This window comes from Bradyrhizobium jicamae (genome assembly GCF_018130215.1).
In the GTDB taxonomy this organism is placed as follows: Bacteria; Pseudomonadota; Alphaproteobacteria; order Rhizobiales; family Xanthobacteraceae; genus Bradyrhizobium; species Bradyrhizobium jicamae_A.
This window is the reverse complement of the sequence record NZ_JAFCKQ010000020.1, coordinates 87,422-106,591: the sequence shown is the minus strand read 5'-3', so window position 1 is coordinate 106,591 and position 19,170 is coordinate 87,422. Positions and strand designations below refer to the sequence as shown.

The following is a 19,170-nucleotide window of genomic DNA, read 5'->3' as shown; positions in this document are numbered from 1 at the left end:
ACGGGTTTCGCTGCGCTCTACCCATCCTGAAGCATCAGGCTAAAGCCGCTTGATCGCCGCGACGGCGCTGCCGGCGGCCTTGATCCTGTCGATCGCGGCTTGCGTGGGCTCGATCACGGTCGCCATGTGATGGGCGTTGGCGTGCACGATTGTGGATGCGTCACGCACGATCGCGACGTGGCCCTTCCAGAAGATCAGGTCGCCGCGCTCGGGGTGCCTGGCCTCTGTCGGCGTCAACTCCCGGCCGAGCCCGGCCTGCTGCATGTCGCTGTCGCGCGGGCAGCCGGTCCCGGCTGCCGTCAGCGCGATCTGCACCAGGCCGGAGCAATCGATGCCGAGGCTCGATTTGCCGCCCCAGAGATAGGGCGTGCCGACGAACCGCTCGGCGACCGCGACGAAATCCTTCTCCGTCGCGTCGCATCGGGCGAGATGCGGGCGCGGCAGGTACCAGCCTTCGCTCGTCACCGCGAAGGCGCCGTCCTCGCGGACGACGGCGAGTTGCGTGCCCATCGCCAGCGCATCGACCGGCGGCAGCTTGATCGACGGTCCGGGGAAGGCGAACGTGCGCAGGGCCGTTACCTTGTGGGTCGGTGTGGCGCCGGCCCTCATCAAGGCGGCATCGGGCATCCAGCCGACATAGCCGTCGGAGGCGAGCTGGCCCCAGGCCCAACCCTCGCCGTTGCGGTCGTAGATCGTGACACGCTCGCCCTTCAGCGCCTGCGTCAACAGTTCGGCATCGGCGGCGGGCGCCGAGCGGAGCGGCGCGATGGCCTCGCAAATCTCGAACTCGACGCCGTCGACGAAGCGAGCGGCCGTCACCTTGCCCTCGAGATACCGCGCGGCGAGGTCAGCGCGGGCCGGTGTCAGGCGCGGGTCATGCATAGCGCTGGCTCAACAATCGGTAGATCGCGCGTGCCGCCTGGCACTCGCCGCCTTCGGGCCGGCCGGGCCGTGCGGTGGGCGTCCAGCCATAGATGTCGACATGCAGCCAGCTTCCGGCATGCTCGACGAAGCGTTGCAGGAACAGCGCGCAGGTGATCGAGCCCGCGAACCCGCCCGACGGCGCGTTGGTGATGTCGGCCGTCTTGGAGTCGAGCCAGGCATCATAGGCCGGCCATAGCGGCATCCGCCACAACGGATCGTTCTCCCCCTTGGCATGGGCGGCGACGTCGGCGGCAAGCGTCTCATCATTGGTGTAAAAGGGCGGTAAATCCGGCCCCAGCGCCACGCGCGCCGCGCCGGTCAGGGTGCCGAGATCGACCAGCAGGTCCGGCTTCTCCTCGTCGGCCAGCGCCAGCGCATCCGCCAGCACGAGCCGTCCCTCGGCGTCGGTGTTGCCGATCTCGACGGTGATGCCCTTGCGCGATCTGAAGATATCGAGCGGGCGGAACGCATTGCCGGCCACCGCATTCTCGACCGCGGGGATCAGCACGCGCAGCCGCACTTTCAGCCTGGCGTCCATCACCATCTGTGCCAGCGCCAGCACGTTGGCGGCGCCCCCCATGTCTTTCTTCATGATCAGCATGCCGCTCGACGGCTTGAGATCGAGCCCGCCGGTGTCGAAGCAGACGCCCTTGCCGACCAGCGTCACCTTCGGATGGGTCGGATCGCCCCAGGTCAGATCGATCAGCCGCGGCGGTCGCGTCGACGCCATGCCGACGGCGTGGATCAGCGGAAAATTCTGTTCGAGGTCGGCGCCGGTGATGCAGCCGAAGGTCGCACCGAATCGTACCGCGAGTTGGCGCGCGGCATCGGCAAGCTCGGCCGGGCCCATGTCGTTGGAAGGCGCATTGATGAGGTCGCGCGCGAGCGCCGCCGCATCTGCCATTCGCATGATGTCGGCGGCATCGATGCCGTCAGGCGGCACGAGGCGGACGTCGGGCGTCTCGTTCTTGCGGTAGCGGCCGTAGCGGTAGCAGCCCAGCGCGAAGGCCAGCGCGGCAAGCCTCGTGTCATGCGGTGCGTTGGCAAAGCGGTAGACGCCTGGTGGCAGCAGGCCGGGCAGGGCACCCGGCCGGAACGGATCGCGCGCCTTGTGGCCAGGATCGTCGAGGCCGAACAGCACCTCGGCGATGCTGCCGTCCGCGGCCGGCAATGTCAGGAATTTGCCGGGCTTGGCCGCAAATCCGTTGGCTGCGGCGAACTGGCGCGCCGGCGCCGGCAGCGCGTCCCTGATCGCATCCCATGTCACCCTGGTGACGAAGGTGATGGGGATCGCGGTGGCGGCGGGTGCGGTCTCGAACACGGATGACATGCGGCTCTCGGCTGTTCTGGCGTCGTTGGTGGCTACTACACGCCTTTCGCCGCGGTTGGTAGCCGCGTTGACGGCTCCCGGCGGAGGCCGGTCCGGCCGATCGTATCGCACCTGATTAACCGGACGTTAGGGTTAACAGTCTATTGATCGCACGTTCGGCTCGATCCATTCGCCCCGATATCGTGAGTCAAAGTGCCATGCGTCGACAGTCCAATCCGGCCCGGCATGTTGCCCGGCATCTCGCTTCCGCGGCCCTCGTGGCGGTCCTGGCCGCAGGTCTCGGCGGGTGCCAGACCATGTCTGATGTGACGGGATCACTGGCCTCCCGGAACGACCCCGTGCCCGACGATCCGCGCCGTGCCGTCGAACTCTACGGCGAGCGGTATCGCAAGAATCCCAAGGACGCCGAAGCCGCGATCGCCTACGGCCAGGCGTTGCGCGCCAGCGGCCAGCGATCGCAGGCCTGCGCCGTGCTGGAACAGGCCACGATCGCCAATCCGGGCAACCGGCCGTTGCTTGCGGCCTACGGCCGGGCGCTTGCCGACAACGGCAATTCGCAGGCCGCGTTCGACGTGCTGAGCCGCGCACACAGTCCGGACAATCCGGACTGGCGCATCCTCTCGGTGCAGGGAACCACGCTCGACAAACTGGGCCGGCACGAGGAGGCCCGCAGCTACTATGCGAGCGCGCTGCGCATCATGCCGGACGAACCGTCGGTGCTGTCCAATCTCGGCCTCTCCTACATGCTGACCAAGGAACTGCCCAAGGCGGAGGAGACGCTGCGTCGCGCCTATGCCAGCGCCCGCGCCGATACGAGGATCCGGCAGAACCTCGCGCTGGTGGTCGGGCTGCAGGGCCGGTTCGCGGAAGCCGAAAGCATCGTCAAGGCCGACCTTCCGGCGGACGAGGCGGCCGCCAACGTCGCCTATCTCAGGGACATGCTGAGCCGCAAGAACGGCCCTCCGGTCGCCTCGCGCGGTGCGCCGGTGGTCGCGAAGGACGATTAGAACAGAAGCTGATATGCGGCTCCTTGTCGGAGCCGCGCCAAAGGAAAAACGCCCGGCTGAGCCGGGCGTTTTCATGTTCGCTCTTGTCGTTGCAGATCAGTGCATCGTCGTGAACTTGATGTAGGACGGCCCCAGAATGACGATGAACAGGCAAGGCAGGAAGAACAGGATCATCGGCACGGTCAGCTTGGGTGGCAGCGCCGCCGCCTTCTTCTCGGCCTCGTTCATGCGCATGTCGCGGTTTTCCTGCGCCATCACGCGCAGGCTCTGGCCGAGCGGCGTGCCGTAACGTTCGGATTGCTGCAAGGCCAGGCAGACCGATTTCACGCCCTCGATCCCGGTACGGCGCGCCAGATTCTCATAAGCCGTCTTGCGATCCTGCAGGTAGGACAGTTCCGCCGTGGTCAGCGCGAACTCTTCCGACAGCGCCACCGACTGGCCGGCGATCTCGGTGGCCACCTTGCGGAAGGCAACCTCGACCGACATGCCGGACTCGATGCAGATCAGCAGCAGGTCGAGCGAATCCGGAAAGGCGCGCTTGATCGAGAGCTGGCGCTTGCCGATGGCGTTCTTCAGGAACAGCATCGGCGCCTGCAGGCCGGCATAGGTGGAGACGACGCAGATGCCGATCTTGAGCAGGAGCGACCACTCCATTCCGGCAATGAAGAACGTATACACGATGGCCGCGATCAGCATCACGATCGGCGCGACCGCCCGCGCGAACAGGAAGGTGACGTAGGGGGCGTGGCCGCGATACCCGGCCATCACCAGCTTCTCGAGCGCAGACTCCTGGGCGAGCCACTTGGTGAGGTTGAGGTCGTCCACCACCTTGGAGACGACCTGTTTCGGCGTCTGGCGCAGCGTCACCTTCTCGCTCTTGGCGAGACGGTCGCGTTCGCGCTGGCGGATGCGCTCGCGTTCGCTGGCGACGGCCTTCATGCGCTTGTTGAGGTCGCCGCCGGCGAGCAGCGGCATCACCAGCGTATAGACCGTCGCGCTTGCCGCGAAGAACGCAAGCAGCATGGTCATGAACCTGACGTCGTGGAGCTTTGCGACCAGAAAATCAATCATGCTGCACCGTCAGAAATCGAAGTTGATCATCTTCTTCATCACGAGAACGCCCATGGTCATCCAGACCGCGCAGCCCACCAGCATCAGCTGGCCGGTCGGGTTGGTCCACAGCACCGCGATGTATTCGGGTGTCGTGATGAACACCAGCAGCATCACGACGGGCGGCAGCGAGCCGATGATGCCGGCGGAGGCCTTTGCCTCCATCGACATCGCCTGGATCTTCTCGGACATCTTCTTGCGGTCGCGCAGCACCTTGGACAGGTTGCCGAGCGCTTCCGACAGGTTGCCGCCGGATTTCTGCTGGATCGCGATCACAATGCCGAAGAAATTGGCTTCCGGCAGCGGCATGCGTTCGTAGAGACGGGAGCAGGCCTCGCCGAGCGGCATGCCGATCGCCTGGGTCTCGATGATCTGCAGGAACTCGCTGCGCAGCGGCTGCGGCGAATCCTGGGCGACCACCTTGATGGATTCGTACAGCGGCAGGCCGGCCTTGATGCCGCGCACGATGACGTCGACGGCGTCGGGCAGCGCCTTCAGAAAGGCCTTCTCCCGGCGCTTCTTCAGGAATCCGAGCAGCCAGCGCGGCAGCCCGAAGCCCATCGCGAAGCCGATGCCGAGCGCACCCAGCATGCCGCCGCCGCCGAGGAACGCGGCGCCAAAGCCGGCCAGGCCAAGCACGCCCGAGATGATCCAGAATTTCTGGTCGGACCATTCCAGTCCGGCCTGCGCGATGCGCATCGAGAGCGGAACCTTCTTGTCCCTCTTGGCCCGTGCCTCGAGTTCCTTCAGTGATCCTTCGACCTGCTCGCGGCGGGAGCGTTGCGAGCGCTCGGTATGCCGCGCGGCCGCAGGTTCCGAGCGCGCCACCGAGGCGCGGCGGGACTCCGCCTTCTTCTCTCCGGACAAATAGGGATACAGGAAGACCCAGGCGAGGCCGCCCACGGTGGTGGCGGCAAGGAAGGCCAGTGCAAGGGTTTGCATTTGCATGGTGCGATTCCGTCAGGTCGGCGCCGGAGCTTCGGAGGCGTCGAGCGCCGCCGCAAGCCGCTTCTCTTCGTTGTAGTACCGGGCGCGGTCCCAGAATTTCGGCCGGCCGATGCCGGTCGAGCGGTGCCGGCCGATGATCTTGCCGTTCGCGTCCTCGCCGACCATGTCGTAGAGGAAGATGTCCTGGGTGATGATGGTGTCGCCTTCCATGCCCATCACCTCGGTGATGTGCGTGATTCGGCGCGAGCCGTCGCGCAGACGCGCGGCCTGGATGATCACGTCGATCGAGGCGCAGATCATCTCGCGAATCGTCCGGGAGGGCAGGGAAAATCCGCCCATCGTGATCATGGATTCGCAGCGCGACAGCGCCTCGCGCGGGTTGTTGGCGTGCAGCGTGCCCATCGAGCCGTCGTGACCCGTGTTCATCGCCTGCAGCAGGTCGAACGCCTCGGGTCCGCGGACTTCGCCGACGATGATGCGCTCCGGACGCATGCGCAGGCAGTTGCGCACCAGCTCGCGCATCGTGACCTGGCCTTCGCCCTCGATGTTCGGCGGCCGGGTTTCCAGCCGCACCACATGCGGCTGCTGCAGCTGGAGCTCGGCGGCGTCTTCGCAGGTGATCACGCGCTCGTCGTGCTCGATGTAGTTGGTGAGGCAGTTCAGCAGCGTGGTTTTTCCGGAGCCGGTGCCGCCGGAGATCAGCACGTTGCAGCGGACGCGGCCGATGATCTGCAGGATGGTCGCCCCGTCCGGCGTGATCGCGCCGAACTTGACGAGCTGCTCCAGCGTCAGCTTGTCCTTCTTGAATTTGCGGATGGTGAGCGCAGGGCCGTCGATCGCCAGCGGCGGGACGATGGCGTTGACGCGTGAGCCGTCGGCGAGGCGGGCGTCGCAGATCGGCGAGGATTCGTCGACGCGCCGGCCGACCTGGCTGACGATGCGCTGGCAGATGTTCAGGAGCTGCTGGTTGTCGCGGAAGCGGATGCCGGTACGCTGGATCTTGCCGCCGACTTCGATGAACACCGTGCCCGCGCCGTTCACCATGATGTCGGCGATGTCGTCGCGCGACAGCAGCGGCTCCAGCGGACCGTAGCCGAGCACGTCGTTGCAGATGTCGTCGAGCAGTTCCTCCTGCTCGGCGATCGACATCACGATGTTCTTGATCGCGATGATCTCGTTGACGATGTCGCGGATTTCCTCGCGCGCGGACTCGCTGTCCAGCTTGGCGAGCTGTGCGAGGTCGATCGCCTCGATCAGCGCGCCGAAGATCGTCGCCTTGACCTGGTAGTAGTTGTCGGAGCGGCGGGTCTCGATGACGGGAGCGGGCGGCGGCTTCGCCGGCGCCAGCGGCGGCGAGGGCATCGCCGGTGCGGCGGACTCGCGCGACATTGCCGGCTGGCCGGCCGGTTCCGGCGCCTGAAACGCGGGCTTTGGCGCCCGCACGTCTGCATCGTTTCCGCTACGCTTACCAAACACGACGTCTTCACTCCAAGCGGGCCGTTATTTGGACCGCAGCTTCTCGAGCAGGGGTGACAGGAACGATCCCCTCGGCTTCTTGGTCTCGCCGCGGCCTGTCAGCCGCTGCGCCATTTGCAGGAACATCTCCACCGCGCGATGATTGGCGGAGATTTCCGCGATCATCTGGCCGTTGTTGGCCGCCGACCCGAAGATCTGCGGATCGAACGGGATGGTGGCGATCGGCTGGCTTTCGATCGCCTTGGCGAACTCGCTGGCGGCGATCTCCGGACGCTTCGGCACGCCGACCTGGTTCAGGCAGTACAGCGGTGCGCGGTCGTTCGGCCGCGCCGCCTTCAACAGATCGAACATGTTCTTGGCGTTGCGCAGATTGGCGAGATCGGGCGCTGCAACGATCAGGATGTCGTCGGCCGCGATCAGCGCACGCTTGGTCCAGCCCGACCACTGGTGCGGGACGTCGAGCACGATGCAGGGCATCGTGGTGCGTAGCGTGTCGAAGATCGCGTCGAACGCCTCGGCGCCGAAATCGTAGACCTTGTCGAGTGTCGCCGGCGCCGCCAGCAGGCTGAGATGGTCGGTGCATTTCGACAGCAGGCGGTCGACGAAGGCGGTATCGACGCGGTCGGGCGAGAACACCGCGTCCGCGACCCCCTGCGCCGGATCCTGGTTGTAGTTGAGGCCGGCGGTGCCGAACGCCAGATCAAGGTCGGCGACGACCGAATCGAGCGTCAGGTCCCGGGCGATCGCCCAGGCCACGTTGTGGGCGATGGTCGAGGCGCCGACGCCGCCCTTGGCGCCGACGACGGCGATGATGCGGCCGACCGCCTTGGCTTCCGGAGCCGAGAACAGGTTGCAGACCGCGCGCACCACGTCGATGGTGTGGGCGGGCGCGATCACATAGTCGCTGACGCCGCGGCGGACCAGCTCGCGATACAGCGTGACGTCGTTGATCCGGCCGATCACGATGACCCGGGTGCCGGCGTCGCAGACCGAGGCGAGCTGGTCGAGGCCGGTCAGCACGTCGTTATGGCCCTCGGTCTCGAGGATGATGACATTGGGCGTCGGCGCCGAGCGATAGGCCTCGACGGCGGCCGCCATGCCGCCCATCTGGATCTTGAGATGCGCCTTGGCGAGCCGCCGGTCCTCGCCGGCCGACTGCACGGCAGCAGCGGTCTCGACCGTCTCGCAGAACGCCTGGACCGAAACCCGTGGCGCCGGAGCAATGTGCTCCTCCGCGGGCGAGGCCGGGCCGTCCGCTTGCTCGTCGGAGTTCTGTCGCGCGTAGCTGATCATTTGCCTGTGTCGCTGAGTTTGGCCTTGTCGGCCTCGGGATAGATTGTCGTTGTGCTGATACCCTTCCGATACTTGTCGAAGGCGATGTTGCGACGTGGCGTATAGGCGGGGGTTTCTGCGCGCGGTTGCACGATGTCGGCCGGATCCTCGACCATGGCCGCGAGGTTGCGCTGGGTGGCGCAGCCGAAATTGTAGTACTGCTGGTTCTCGCTGTACGACCTGTTGTGGATCGTCGGGCCAAGGTCTTCCGGCCACAGACCGCAAGGCCCGGCGACCGCCGTGATCTTCGGGTAGTTCACCCGGATCGCCGGCAGCAGGCGCGGATCCTGCGGATGATATTTGCGAACCTGCACCCCGCGCGGCGGGACGCCGGCGGCGGCGAAGGTGGCCTGGATCTCGCGCAACGATTCCTGTGCGGCGTGCGCGTTCGGCGTGTCGACGGGCACGTCGATGGTTACGGCGCCGGTGCCCTCGCGCATCCAGTCCGTGGCCATCCCCATCACCTCGGCGCGCTGGTCGGCGGTCAGGCCGCCGCGGGTGCGCCCGACAAAGACCACGATCGAGCGGTCGGCCTCGGTGACTGCAATCGGATGGCGCTGGCGATAGTCGTCCGGCGCTCTCACGTATGCGAGGCTGTCCTCGGTGTGCTGGCAGGCGCCGAGCGTCACGGCAAGACCAATCAGCGCTCCGGCAAGGCCAAGGCCCTTCCTGCGATCGACTGAAGTCGTGGATGTCGTCTGTGTCATCGTCCCCGCCTCAATCGGTAATAAAGCCGTAAGTGCCGCGGTAGCTCCGCGCCGGCTCGGTGCGGCCCGGCACGCCGTAGACGCGATTGATGCTGCCCATCAGATCGGCCTGCGGGTCGGACGCGTTGGAGAAGCCGTCATCCGGACGCGAGAGGTCCTTCTGCGCCACCGCGCGGACCACGTAAGGCGTCACCAGCACCATCAGCTCGGTCTGGCTGTTGACGTAGTCGCGGCTGCGGAACAGCGTGCCGAGTACCGGGAGCTGCATCAGCCCGGGGAAGCCGTTAACCGCCTGCTTGGTCTGATCCTGGATCAGGCCGGCCATGGCCATCGAGCCGCCCGAGGGAATCTCCAGCGTGGTCTCGGCGCGGCGGGTCTTGATCGAGGGCACCGTCAGCGAGTTGACCGTGGTCGATGTCACGGCCTGCGACAGCGTGATCGAATTGTCGTTGGAAATTTCGGAGACTTCGGTCATCACCCGCAGGCTGATCCGGCCCTCCGTCAGCACGACGGGCGTGAAGTTGAGCGAGATGCCGAACTTCTTGAAGTTGATCTGCGTGGTGCAGACATGCGTGGTCGGGTCGCAGGAATAGCCACCGGGGACCGGAAATTCGCCGCCCGCGACGAAGGTCGCGGACTCGCCCGAGATCGCCGTCAGATTCGGCTCGGCCAGCGTCCGTATCACGTTGGCGCTTTCCATCGCGCGCAGGGTTGCCGACACCGACGGGGTCGCGCCGAACGAAGTCGTCAGCGCGTTGTTGGTCAGGGTATGGTTGAGCGCCGTGAACGGGTTGGAGTTGGTGAAGTTCACCACCGCGGTGCCGTAGTTGAGGTTGGCGGTGAGGTCGATGCCGAGCTGCTTGACCAGGCTGCGCGCGACTTCGGCGACCGTGACCTTCAGCATCACCTGGTCGCGGCCGCGCACTGCGATGGAATTGACGACCTTGTCCGGCGAGCCGGCGAGCCGGCCGGCAAGTTCGCCGGCCTGCTGGGCCTCGATCGGGCTCGCGCAGGTGCCGGTCAGCACCACACCGTCGCCGACGCCCTCGATCTGGATATCGGCATTGGGCAAGGCCTGCTTGAGTGCGGCGCGCACGCCGTTGAGGTCGCGCTTCACCGCGATGTCGTAGGCTGCGATCTGCTGGCCGGCGGCGTCGAAGAACACGATGTTGGTCTGGCCGACAGTTGCGCCGATGATATAGGCGCGCTGCGCCGAACGCACCACGGCGTTGGCGATCTTGGGGTCGGCAACGAGCACATCCTTGATCTCCCGCGGCAGGTCGATCACGATCGACTTGCCGATGCCGAGCGACAGGAAGCGGGCGTTCATCTGGCCGTCGGAGGTAGCGGGTGGTGCGGCACGATAGTCGCCCGCCACCACCGGCGTCAGCGCCGGGTTGAGCGAGAGCGCCGCGACCGCCGAAAACGACAGGGCGCGGACCAGGAACGTCCGCATCGTCTGCTGCCTTACCCTGCACTTCATCTCGTGTGTCCTCATCGTCACTTCTGCATCGTCGCCTGGCTGGCAATGCCGTAGCGGATGACGTTCACCGTCTCGCCGTGCCTGTTGTTGCTGTCGTCGGGCTTGACGTCGACCGCGTTGATGTCGGCGATGCTGCGCAGCGCGAGCGACAGGGTGCCGCTCTGGCGCGCACGCGCCAGCGTTTCGGTCTGTTCGGGCTTCAGCTCCAGCGTCACCGTCTTGCCGACGAGGGCGTTGGCGCCGTCCTTCTCCTTCGGAGCCTGATCGATCGCGAGCACCCGGACGTTGGTCAGGATGACCTCGGAATTGACGATGTCCGGCCCGTTGCGGTCGGGATTCTTGTCACGCTTGGAGAGCAGGACGTCGACCCGGTCGTTCGGCAGGATGAAGCCGCCGGCGCCCGTTTCGGGCGAAATTTCGGTCGAAACGGCGCGCATGCCGCTCGGCAGGATCGCCGCCATGAAGCCGCTGCCGTCGGCCTTGACCAGCTTCTGCTCACGGATCGGCTCGCCCTGGATGAACGGTGCGCGGGCGATCGAGCCGGTGACGTCCTGGATGGCGTTGGCGTGGGCGTCCTTGCGCATGAAGCTGTTGCTGGCGGTCGCGGCCGGCCAGGTTTGCCACTGCAGATCCTCCGGCTTCACGGTCTGGCCGAGACCGATGTCGGAGCGTGCGACCAGGATGTCGACCGTCGGCAGCTGCGCGACCGGCGGGGGCGGCGCCGGTCTGTCACCGGTGCCGCTCGCCAGATAGAGCGCCGCGAGGCCGGCGCAGCCTGCGATAGCGAGGACCAGAATGCGGGCCGTATTCATTACGCTTCACTTTCCACATGACGCCGCGACGCTGCCGCCGCCGTGATGGGAGTTGACCAGCTATTCGTCAAAGCATGGTTAATGAGGCGTATCTAAATCGCCTTAACGGGTGGTTACCCTTAGCTTCCGGGGGATCCGAGCCTCAGCGCAGCCCAAGGTGCACGAGATCGATCGTCTTGATCCAGTCCGTTTCCGGATAGACCATCAGCGCGCCCAGGGCGAGCGCGATGCCGTAGGGGATGCCGGTCTGCTTGTCGTGCAGGCGGGTCAGCCAGGCCTGGGACGTCAACGCAACGGGCAGCGGCCATTGCCTGAGCTGAAGCAGCAGCACGGTCAGCGCGCCGCCGAACAGCGAGGCGATGACCAGGAAATCAAGCAGATGGTCGAAGCCGAACCACAGGCCGATCGCTGCCGCGACCTTGGCGTCGCCGCCGCCGACCCACCCCATGGCAAACATGCTGAACGCCACGGCCAGCACGAGAGCGCCGGCGCCGGCATGGTTCAGCATGTCGTGCATGGTCATGCCGGTCAGCGGCGCCATCACGAGGAAGCCGGCCAGCAGCGCCAGCGAAACCCGGTTCGGGATCGTCATGGTCAGGAGGTCGCTCGCCGCCGCGAATGCCATCAGGGCGGGAAACAGCATCAAGCGCGCGATGTCGAGGATCATGGATGAAACGCCGTCAAGCTGGTGCCGAGGTCGAGAGGGGACGCTAGCGGCCAATCGTGAACAATCGGGAAAGGACCGTCGCATCTTCAAGGGAGCGACCGGCCGCCTGGATAAATGGCAAAGGTCCCGGGGATACCGGGACCTTTGAGCCGAATTCGCAGCCACCTGCCTATTTGAGTGAGGTCGAGATCGTGTTGAAGGTGCCGGACAGTTGGTTGCCGACGCCGTTGACCGCAGCGATGATCGCAATCGCGATGCCGGTTGCAATCAGACCGCCTTCGAACAGTTTGACGCTATTGACGTCTTCATCCTTCACAAAACGCGAAACGAGGTTCTTCACGAATTTCTTCATAATTACCTCCCTTTGTATGCGTGATGGGGTGAGCAGGCGCGGCTGATCAATCAGATCTGGTCGGGCCGGCGTTCTCGACACCGCGACCATGACGGCACGTTAAGGTTGCGCGATTGCGGCGCAGTTAACCTGTTCGCTAAAAATCGATGGGAATCAGCAACAGCGGAGCTGGCAGGGCCACTGCAAGCGCGCGGCCGGCCTTATGGACAAATAGCAAAGGTCCCGGGGATACCGGGACCTTTGGACTGAACTCGCAGAGACCTGCTTACTTGAGCGAGGTCGAGATCGTGCTGAAGGTGCCGGACAGGGCCTTGCCGACGCCGTTGACCGCAGCGATGATCGCAATCGCGATACCGGTTGCAATCAGACCGTATTCGATGGCGGTCGCGCCGGACTCATCCTTCATGAAGCGCGAAACGAGGTTCTTCATAAATAACTCCTGTGTACACGTGGCTGGTCGAACTAGATGTGGTCTGGCCGGCGTTCTCAGCACCGTGACCATTGACGCACCCTAAGGTTCGACGATTGCGGCGCAGTTAATTTGATCGCGTAAAATCGGGGGGAACCCGCAGATGTTCCGCACAGTAAATTTGGCATTAAGCCGTCCGTGAAAATTGCAGGTTGTTGCTGCGTTCGGAAATCGCGCTGGCGAGGATTTACAGCTCCTTAAGCGCAACTCGATACCCATGGGGCCTGCGATTGAATGAGGCTCTCATGTCCACACTGCCCCTCGAAGTCCTCGAGATGATCGGCCAGACCATGATGAAGGTGGTGCCGATCACCGTGATGCTGGCAGTCGTCTTCACAGTGCTGACGCATTTCTGGGCCTGCAACCCGGGCAGACCGTGGTGGCAGAAACGCGAGCTCATCACCGATATCTGCTACTGGTTCTTCGTGCCGGTGTTCGCCCGCGTGCTGCGCATCGGCCTGCTCGTGGTGGGTGCGGCCGCGATCTTCAACGTGCACGGTGCCGACGAGCTCGTCGCGTTCTACGATAACGGGCACGGCCCGCTGTCGAAGCTTCCACTCTGGCTGCAGGCAGGCATCTTCCTGGTCGCTTCCGACTTCATGCTCTACTGGCTGCACCGGATGTTTCATGGCGGCGGGTGGTGGAAGTACCATGCCATCCATCATTCATCCGAAGATCTCGAATGGATCTCGGCGGCCCGCTTCCATCCGGTCAATCTCCTGGTCGGAACCATCTCGGTCGACGTGATCCTGTTGATGGCGGGCATCTCGCCCAACACCATGCTGTGGGTCGGCCCGTTCACCACCTTCCACTCCGCCTTCGTTCACGCCAATCTGAACTGGACGCTCGGTCCCTTCAAATACCTGATCGCAACACCGGTCTTCCATCGCTGGCATCACACCGGCCTCGAGGAGGGCGGCGACACCAACTTTGCCGGCACCTTTCCGATCTGGGATGTGCTGTTCGGCACGTTCCGCATGCCCGAAAACGTGCTGCCTGAAGACTACGGCGCCGACGACAAGGCGATTCCGACCGAGATCGCAGGGCAGCTGGCGTATCCGTTCCGTCAATGAGTTGATTGACCGGCCAGTGCCGCCATGAGGTCAGAGACCGCAACCATTCCCCGGGACAGAGCCTCCGTTCTCGGCGAGGTGCCGGCCTGGCTGTGGGTCGGATGCGGTGTCTATCTGCTGCTGCTCGTCACCGGCGACAGGCTGCTCGCCGATTCCGATACTTACTGGCAGGTTGCCGTGGGCCGTTGGATCCTCGATCACGGCGCGGTGCCGTCGGCCGATATCTACTCGTTCACCAGGGCGGGCGAGCCGTGGACGTCGTCGTCCTGGCTGGCGCAGGTTCTTTACGCGAAGGCTTATGAGCTGGCCGGCTGGACCGGGCCCGTGGCGCTGGCCGCGATCTGCATCGCCGCGGCGTTCGCGCAGCTCACGTCGATTCTCGGCCGCAAATTGCCGGCGACGTATGCGATCGTCGTCGCGCTGGCGTCGCTGGTGGTCTCGACCGGGCATCTGCTGGTGCGGCCGCACGTGCTGGTGATGCCGGTCATGATCGCCTGGGCGGTCAGCCTGATGGACGCCAGCGAGCGCCGGACGGCGCCGTCGTTCCGGCTGCTGCCAATGATCGCGCTGTGGGCCAATCTGCATGGTGGATTCCTGTTCGGGCTCGTGCTGGTGGGCGCGTTCGCGCTCGATGCGATGTGGAATGCCGCGCCTGCGCAAAGAGCCGGTCTGGCGCTGCGCTGGGCGGCCTTCGGGATCGGCGCGCTCGCCGCCTGCTGCATGACGCCCTATGGCTGGGGCTCGATCCTGGCGTCGCTGAAGATCCTCAATCTCGGCGAGTTGCTGCATTTGATCGGGGAGTGGATGCCGGCCGATTTCGGCCACATCGGCTTCTTCGAGGGTACGGTGCTCGCCCTGATCGGTCTCGCGCTCCTTGGCGGCGTCCGGTTGCCGGCGCCGCGAATCGCACTGGTGCTGGGCCTGCTGTACATGGCGCTGTCCCACATCCGGAACGTCGAGATCTTCGCCCTGCTGCTGCCGCTCGTCGTGCTCACGCCGGTGACCTCCCAGTTCGGTCTGCAGGCCGCGGGCAGCGTAGCCCGTACCAGGGCTGCGCCGGTGGCGGCGCTGCTTGTCGTGCTCTGCGCTGCGACCTGGGCCGTTGCCAGGAGCGGGAGCCTCGCGCCGCCGTCCGCCCAGGCGCCTGCCGCCGCCGTCGACGTGCTGAAGGCGCGAGGTGCCAGGCGCGTGCTCAACGATCTGCCGTTCGGCGGCTATCTGATCTGGCGCCAGGTGCCGGTGTTCGTCGACGGACGCGCCGAGCTCTACGGCGAGGCGTTCGATGTCGCCTTCTATCGCGCGCTCCAGCTCAAGGACATCGACGGCCTCCTCGGCCTGCTCCGGACCTACGACATCGACGCCGTGATGCTCGAGCCGACGACGCCTGCCGCCAGGCTGCTCGACACCATCGGTGGCTGGCAGCGCGTCTATGCCGATGATCGCGCGGTAGTGCACATGCGCCTCGCCAATTGAGGGATGCGGCATGAGTTCGGCAGATCTTGCCATCAATGAGACGCAGGGCACGCCGCGGCCGCCGATCGGCCTGCTCATCCTCGGCCTTGCGATCTCGTTCTATCTGTGGGTGCTCCTGGTCACCACGATACCCTATCCCGGCCGGATCGGGCTCAACTACAACACGCTCGGCACCGACTGGATGGTGTTCTACGGTGCGATCCGCTCGGTGCTCGACGGCAACGCATCGCTGATCTTCGACGGCGATCGCTTCACCGCGTTCCTCAATTCGTCCTTTGCGGGCTGGCTGTCCAGTCCGCTCGAGTTCAGGCCGTGGGCCTATCCGCCGAGCTTCCTGCTGATGCTGCTGCCGTTCGCCCCGCTGGGCTTCTTCGGCTCCTATCTGGCGTTCCAGGCGGTGAGCGGCGGCCTGATGATAACTGCGCTCCGCGCAAGCGCGGACGGCTCGGCGTCTTCAAGGCTTCTGCTTGCGATGGCGCTGCTGTGCCCGGCCTCCGCGATCAATGTGATCGATGGCCAGGCCGTGTTCCTGGTCGCTGCGCTGATCGTCGGTGGACTTCGCTTTCTCGAGTCCCGTCCCATCCTGAGCGGATTGATTCTGGGAGTGCTGACGTTCAAGCCACAGTTCTGCGTGCTCGTGCCGCTGGCCTTGATCGCAGCCGGGCAGTGGCGTGCGCTCTGGGCGGCCGGTCTGTCGGCGCTGGCGCTGGCGGTCGCAAGCGGCCTGGTGTTCGGCTGGGAGCTGTGGCTGCGCTGGTTTCCGCTGATGGTCGAGAACCTGGTCAACCCCGATGCGAAGTGGATCGAGTTTGGCCGGATGTGGGGCAACAGCGTCTATACCTGTGCGGTGCTGCTGGGCGCTCCGCAGCGGCTGGCGTCGCTGATCCAGCTGCTCGCAACGCTGTTTGCCGCGGCCGCCGTGGGGCTCGCATTCCGCACGCGGCTGAGCATCCGGGAGAAGACGGCCGTGTTCCTGGCGGCCACCGTGCTTGCCGCCCCGCATTCCGGCCCCTATGACGCGATGCTGCTCGTGGTCGCCGCGGCGTGCTGGTTGATGGCCGAAGGCCGGTCGCTGCCGGCCTGGTGCTGGAGTTTCGTATTCCTGATCTGGCTGGTCCCCGCGATCAGCCCGCCCGTGCTGTTTGCCGCAAGCCGGCTCGCGCCGGCCTTGACCGTGGCGCTCATCGTCCTCGTGCTGCGGCGTGGGCCGCCGGTGACGCAGACGTCACCGCGGTAAGGATCCTCACGCCGGCAGGCTTGAGCGACGGACCAGGAAGATTGCACCTATGGTCAGGCCGGCGCCGGCCAGCACGTCGGCGAGGTGATGGCCGCCGACCGGCATCGTCGCCACGATCATCGTCGCGTTCACGACCAGCACCGGAAGCGCGACCCAGCGCGTATCGCGGGCGGCGTAGATCGTCATGACGCCGAGCATGGTGTGAAACGAGGGAAAGCTGACGACGCCGTCGATGTTCGACAAGTCGAAGACAGACAGCGCACCGTCGCGCAGTGCGGCGAAGGTTCGCGAAAACGACCACATCTCGCCGAATGCCGCGAAGTTGCCGTAGATCTGCGGCGCCGGCTTGAAATACGCGAATGCGCCGGCGGCCGGAACCAGCCACATCGTGATGCAAAGCGCCACGGTGCTCAGGCTGAGCACGGCCATGAATTCCACCAGCCGGTCGCCGCGTCGCCGGAGCACGAGCCAGAGCAGCACCAGCTGGGTGATCAATCCTGTGGCCAGGTAGGCCTTGGTCAGCAGCATGGCGACGAGCGGGCTCGCATTGGCGGCGCGGAGGAAGTCCGGCCAGTCGAAGCCCAGCAGGTGATCAACGTCGGCGAGGGCGCTGTCGCGCAAGGGCAGGTCGGCTGCGGTGATCAGGTAGCTCAGCGTGCTTCCCGCGATCAGGAGCGCGCCGATCGGCAGCACGGCGCGCCACAGCAATTCGGTCACGAGCAGGACCGATCGCAGTATCATTGCCGGACGTCTCTGGTCCGCAGCAAGGCGGCTGGATGCGACGGTGACAAACGCACCGGCGAAGGCGCAATAGGCGAGGCATTGGACCAGCGTCGTCCAGTTCGAGGACGCGAACGACAGTCGCGACCCGGGCAGCCAGATCGTGTCGGCAAGGATGCAGGCGAGGACGCAGGACCAGACCATTGCCATCTGCCGCTGCGCGGCGGGGCCATAGTCGCTGAACATGAACCAGCGCCCGAGGGCGGCGCGAATCCGGTCCAGATCGACCGTCAGGCCGCGAGCGCCGGTGCTGGCCGTCCGCTTCTCGATCCCGGATATCGACGACACGTCACGCCCCTCGCATCTGCGGTTGCGGCCGAAGCTGCGGGGAGAGTCTTAAGATTGCTCTAACCCTTGTCCGTCCGGATGGCGACGCAGCCGGACGGACGATGTAGGATCGGGCCGCTTCGGCCGACGGGGACGAAACGCGTGAGCCTGCCGATCCAGATCGTCGGGATGCTCGGCCAGACCATGGCCCAGATGGTGCCGGTCACGGTCGTGCTGGCGCTGGTGTTCTCCGTGCTCACGCATCTCGCGGCCTGCAACCCCGGCAGGCCCTGGTGGCGCAAGCGCGAGCTCGTCACCGACCTATGCTACTGGTTCCTGGTGCCGCTGTTTACCCGCGTGTGTCGCATCGGGTTGCTGGTGGTCGCAGCAAGCATCATCTTCGGCATCGGCGATTCGGCCGGGCTGATCGCCTTCTATCGCAATGGCCACGGGCCGCTGTCGACGCTGCCGGTCTGGCTGCAGGCCGTGCTGTTCCTTTTGATCTCCGACTTCGTGATGTACTGGCTGCACCGCATGTTTCATCGCGGCGGCTTCTGGAAATATCACGCCGTCCATCATTCCTCCGAAGACGTCGACTGGATTTCCGCGGCGCGCTTCCACCCGGTGAACCTCCTGCTCGGCACGGTCGGCGTCGATGTCGCGATGCTGCTGGGCGGGATTTCGCCAAACGCGATGCTGTGGGTCGGTCCGTTCAATCTGTTCCTCTCCGCGTTCGTGCACGCCAATCTGAACTGGGATTTCGGGCCGTTGAAATACGTGCTGGCGACGCCGGTCTTTCACCGCTGGCATCACACCTCGATTCGAGAAGGCGGCAACACCAATTTCGCCGGTACCTTTCCGGTCTGGGACGTGCTGTTCGGTACTTTCCGGATGCCGGAGGGGCGGCTACCGGACAATTACGGTATCGACGACCGGGGATTCCCGAGCGGGATCGCGGGGCAATTGGCCTACCCGTTCCGAAAGTCGTGACATGCGTTCAATTGGTCGCGCCATTTTTGCTCTTCTTAAATAATTTACCGTCAGATTCTGTCCATCGGGCGCCGGTCCGCTGCGTATCGCTTTTGCCGGCATCACAACGTCCCGGGGTAGAGTATGTCGTTCAAGTCCCAGCGTATTCGCGTCATCGCGCGTTTTGGATTCGTTTCCGTTGCCGCAGCCATGCTGTTCTGGCCGGTCGCCTCCATGGCGGCGCCGGATCCCGATCGGATCGCGGTCAGTGTCGATCAGGCCAAGCTCGTCAAGCTGCCCTCCGGCATCGCGACGATCGTCGTCGGCAATCCCTTGATCGCGGATGTGACCCTGCAGAATGGCGGCGTCGTCGTCGTCACCGGCAAGGGCTACGGCGCAACCAATTTCATCGCCCTCGACCGCACCGGCCAGGTGCTGGTGGACCGTCAGATCCAGGTCGAAGGCCCGACCGACCAGCTCGTCACGGTCTATCGCGGCGTCGACCGCGAGACCTACAGCTGCATGCCGGTCTGCCAGCGCCGCATCACCCTCGGCGACGGCGATAGCTACTTCAAGACGACGATCGATCAGGCCGGCTCGCTGAGCAGCCAGGCCACCGGCTCCGGCCAGGCCGCCGCGGCCAAGCCGACGAACTGACCGCTTCCGCTCCCGGCGCATTCATGCGCCGGAGCCGCGGCGGGTGCCGACATGGTTAGGATCGGGTTAACGGAGCGTGGCATTCTGTCGCGACCCG

Annotated in this window: 19 protein-coding genes; 6 read left to right on the top strand and 13 right to left on the bottom strand. The window is 65.4% G+C overall.

What is annotated here, in order from left to right:
• Positions 1 to 39 precede the first annotated feature (39 nt).
• Positions 40 to 882, bottom strand: a complete 843-nt coding sequence (locus JQ586_RS21900) for an NlpC/P60 family protein (RefSeq protein WP_212396681.1) — start codon at positions 880 to 882, stop codon at positions 40 to 42.
• Entirely contained in the window at positions 875 to 2,254 is a 1,380-nt protein-coding gene (locus JQ586_RS21895; RefSeq protein WP_212396680.1) for a M17 family metallopeptidase, read from the bottom strand. Before JQ586_RS21895 ends, JQ586_RS21900 begins: the two co-directional genes overlap by 8 nt.
• Positions 2,255 to 2,451: 197 nt before the next feature.
• Between JQ586_RS21895 and JQ586_RS21890 the strand changes: the two genes are divergently transcribed.
• On the top strand, positions 2,452 to 3,261 hold the full coding sequence (locus JQ586_RS21890) for a tetratricopeptide repeat protein (protein ID WP_212396679.1): 810 nt from the start codon (positions 2,452 to 2,454) through the stop codon (positions 3,259 to 3,261).
• A 96-nt stretch (positions 3,262 to 3,357) separates the two neighbouring features.
• On the opposite strand, the gene JQ586_RS21885 is transcribed toward JQ586_RS21890, so the two are convergent.
• The 10 genes from JQ586_RS21885 to JQ586_RS21840 form a co-directional block, all read right to left on the bottom strand.
• Positions 3,358 to 4,332, bottom strand: a complete 975-nt coding sequence (locus tag JQ586_RS21885) for a type II secretion system F family protein (protein ID WP_212396678.1) — start codon at positions 4,330 to 4,332, stop codon at positions 3,358 to 3,360.
• Between the two features lie 9 nt (positions 4,333 to 4,341).
• Positions 4,342 to 5,319 carry a type II secretion system F family protein gene (locus JQ586_RS21880; RefSeq protein WP_212396677.1) on the bottom strand — a complete coding sequence of 326 codons (978 nt, stop codon included), beginning with the start codon at positions 5,317 to 5,319 and terminating at the stop codon, positions 4,342 to 4,344.
• Positions 5,320 to 5,331: 12 nt separating this feature from the next.
• On the bottom strand, positions 5,332 to 6,795 hold the full coding sequence (locus JQ586_RS21875; RefSeq protein WP_212396676.1) for a CpaF family protein: 1,464 nt from the start codon (positions 6,793 to 6,795) through the stop codon (positions 5,332 to 5,334).
• 24 nt (positions 6,796 to 6,819) lie between these two features.
• Positions 6,820 to 8,088, bottom strand: a complete 1,269-nt coding sequence (locus JQ586_RS21870; RefSeq protein WP_212396675.1) for an AAA family ATPase — start codon at positions 8,086 to 8,088, stop codon at positions 6,820 to 6,822.
• Positions 8,085 to 8,834, bottom strand: a complete 750-nt coding sequence (locus tag JQ586_RS21865; protein ID WP_212396674.1) for a CpaD family pilus assembly protein — start codon at positions 8,832 to 8,834, stop codon at positions 8,085 to 8,087. The genes JQ586_RS21870 and JQ586_RS21865 overlap by 4 nt, the downstream gene beginning before the upstream one ends.
• Positions 8,835 to 8,844: 10 nt before the next feature.
• A complete protein-coding gene (locus JQ586_RS21860; RefSeq protein WP_212396673.1) occupies positions 8,845 to 10,317 on the bottom strand; it encodes a type II and III secretion system protein family protein in 1,473 nt (490 codons plus the stop codon).
• 17 nt (positions 10,318 to 10,334) lie between these two features.
• Positions 10,335 to 11,129, bottom strand: a complete 795-nt coding sequence (gene cpaB / locus JQ586_RS21855) for a Flp pilus assembly protein CpaB (RefSeq protein WP_212396672.1) — start codon at positions 11,127 to 11,129, stop codon at positions 10,335 to 10,337.
• A 142-nt stretch (positions 11,130 to 11,271) separates the two neighbouring features.
• Positions 11,272 to 11,796 carry a prepilin peptidase gene (locus JQ586_RS21850; RefSeq protein WP_212396671.1) on the bottom strand — a complete coding sequence of 175 codons (525 nt, stop codon included), beginning with the start codon at positions 11,794 to 11,796 and terminating at the stop codon, positions 11,272 to 11,274.
• Between the two features lie 169 nt (positions 11,797 to 11,965).
• On the bottom strand, positions 11,966 to 12,238 hold the full coding sequence (locus tag JQ586_RS40570; RefSeq protein WP_249147887.1) for a Flp family type IVb pilin: 273 nt from the start codon (positions 12,236 to 12,238) through the stop codon (positions 11,966 to 11,968).
• Between the two features lie 175 nt (positions 12,239 to 12,413).
• The gene (locus tag JQ586_RS21840; RefSeq protein ID WP_212396670.1) at positions 12,414 to 12,578 is read right to left on the bottom strand and encodes a Flp family type IVb pilin; all 165 of its coding nucleotides are present in this window, start codon (positions 12,576 to 12,578) and stop codon (positions 12,414 to 12,416) included.
• A 284-nt stretch (positions 12,579 to 12,862) separates the two neighbouring features.
• On the opposite strand from JQ586_RS21840, the gene JQ586_RS21835 reads away from it, so the two are divergent.
• From JQ586_RS21835 to JQ586_RS21825, 3 genes are read left to right on the top strand one after another with little or no spacing between them, the layout of a single operon-like run.
• Positions 12,863 to 13,690: a sterol desaturase family protein gene (locus JQ586_RS21835; protein ID WP_212396669.1), complete on the top strand. Its 828-nt coding sequence runs from the start codon at positions 12,863 to 12,865 to the stop codon at positions 13,688 to 13,690.
• A gap of 24 nt (positions 13,691 to 13,714) precedes the next feature.
• Entirely contained in the window at positions 13,715 to 15,163 is a 1,449-nt protein-coding gene (locus JQ586_RS21830) for a hypothetical protein (protein WP_212396668.1), read from the top strand.
• Between the two features lie 10 nt (positions 15,164 to 15,173).
• Positions 15,174 to 16,400 (top strand): glycosyltransferase family 87 protein, encoded by a 1,227-nt coding sequence (locus JQ586_RS21825; RefSeq protein ID WP_212396667.1) that lies wholly within the window; start codon positions 15,174 to 15,176, stop codon positions 16,398 to 16,400.
• Positions 16,401 to 16,406: 6 nt separating this feature from the next.
• On the opposite strand, the gene JQ586_RS21820 is transcribed toward JQ586_RS21825, so the two are convergent.
• A complete protein-coding gene (locus JQ586_RS21820; RefSeq protein ID WP_212396666.1) occupies positions 16,407 to 17,468 on the bottom strand; it encodes a phosphatase PAP2 family protein in 1,062 nt (353 codons plus the stop codon).
• Positions 17,469 to 17,636: 168 nt separating this feature from the next.
• On the opposite strand from JQ586_RS21820, the gene JQ586_RS21815 reads away from it, so the two are divergent.
• The gene (locus tag JQ586_RS21815) at positions 17,637 to 18,437 is read left to right on the top strand and encodes a sterol desaturase family protein (protein ID WP_249147902.1); all 801 of its coding nucleotides are present in this window, start codon (positions 17,637 to 17,639) and stop codon (positions 18,435 to 18,437) included.
• 123 nt (positions 18,438 to 18,560) lie between these two features.
• The gene (locus JQ586_RS21810) at positions 18,561 to 19,073 is read left to right on the top strand and encodes a pilus assembly protein N-terminal domain-containing protein (protein WP_212396664.1); all 513 of its coding nucleotides are present in this window, start codon (positions 18,561 to 18,563) and stop codon (positions 19,071 to 19,073) included.
• Positions 19,074 to 19,170: the final 97 nt, after the last annotated feature.

Bases quoted from the DNA above. Each gene is read 5' to 3' on its own strand.
- JQ586_RS21900 (WP_212396681.1), bottom strand. From the start codon at position 882: ATGCATGACCCGCGCCTGACACCGGCCCGCGCTGACCTCGCCGCGCGG.
- JQ586_RS21895 (WP_212396680.1), bottom strand. From the start codon at position 2,254: ATGTCATCCGTGTTCGAGACCGCACCCGCCGCCACCGCGATCCCCATC.
- JQ586_RS21890 (WP_212396679.1), top strand. From the start codon at position 2,452: ATGCGTCGACAGTCCAATCCGGCCCGGCATGTTGCCCGGCATCTCGCT.
- JQ586_RS21885 (WP_212396678.1), bottom strand. From the start codon at position 4,332: ATGATTGATTTTCTGGTCGCAAAGCTCCACGACGTCAGGTTCATGACC.
- JQ586_RS21880 (WP_212396677.1), bottom strand. From the start codon at position 5,319: ATGCAAATGCAAACCCTTGCACTGGCCTTCCTTGCCGCCACCACCGTG.
- JQ586_RS21870 (WP_212396675.1), bottom strand. From the start codon at position 8,088: ATGATCAGCTACGCGCGACAGAACTCCGACGAGCAAGCGGACGGCCCG.
- JQ586_RS21865 (WP_212396674.1), bottom strand. From the start codon at position 8,834: ATGACACAGACGACATCCACGACTTCAGTCGATCGCAGGAAGGGCCTT.
- JQ586_RS21860 (WP_212396673.1), bottom strand. From the start codon at position 10,317: ATGAAGTGCAGGGTAAGGCAGCAGACGATGCGGACGTTCCTGGTCCGC.
- cpaB (WP_212396672.1), bottom strand. From the start codon at position 11,129: ATGAATACGGCCCGCATTCTGGTCCTCGCTATCGCAGGCTGCGCCGGC.
- JQ586_RS21850 (WP_212396671.1), bottom strand. From the start codon at position 11,796: ATGATCCTCGACATCGCGCGCTTGATGCTGTTTCCCGCCCTGATGGCA.
- JQ586_RS40570 (WP_249147887.1), bottom strand. From the start codon at position 12,238: ATGGTCGCGGTGTCGAGAACGCCGGCCCGACCAGATCTGATTGATCAG.
- JQ586_RS21840 (WP_212396670.1), bottom strand. From the start codon at position 12,578: ATGAAGAACCTCGTTTCGCGCTTCATGAAGGATGAGTCCGGCGCGACC.
- JQ586_RS21835 (WP_212396669.1), top strand. From the start codon at position 12,863: ATGTCCACACTGCCCCTCGAAGTCCTCGAGATGATCGGCCAGACCATG.
- JQ586_RS21830 (WP_212396668.1), top strand. From the start codon at position 13,715: ATGAGGTCAGAGACCGCAACCATTCCCCGGGACAGAGCCTCCGTTCTC.
- JQ586_RS21825 (WP_212396667.1), top strand. From the start codon at position 15,174: ATGAGTTCGGCAGATCTTGCCATCAATGAGACGCAGGGCACGCCGCGG.
- JQ586_RS21815 (WP_249147902.1), top strand. From the start codon at position 17,637: ATGCTCGGCCAGACCATGGCCCAGATGGTGCCGGTCACGGTCGTGCTG.
- JQ586_RS21810 (WP_212396664.1), top strand. From the start codon at position 18,561: ATGTCGTTCAAGTCCCAGCGTATTCGCGTCATCGCGCGTTTTGGATTC.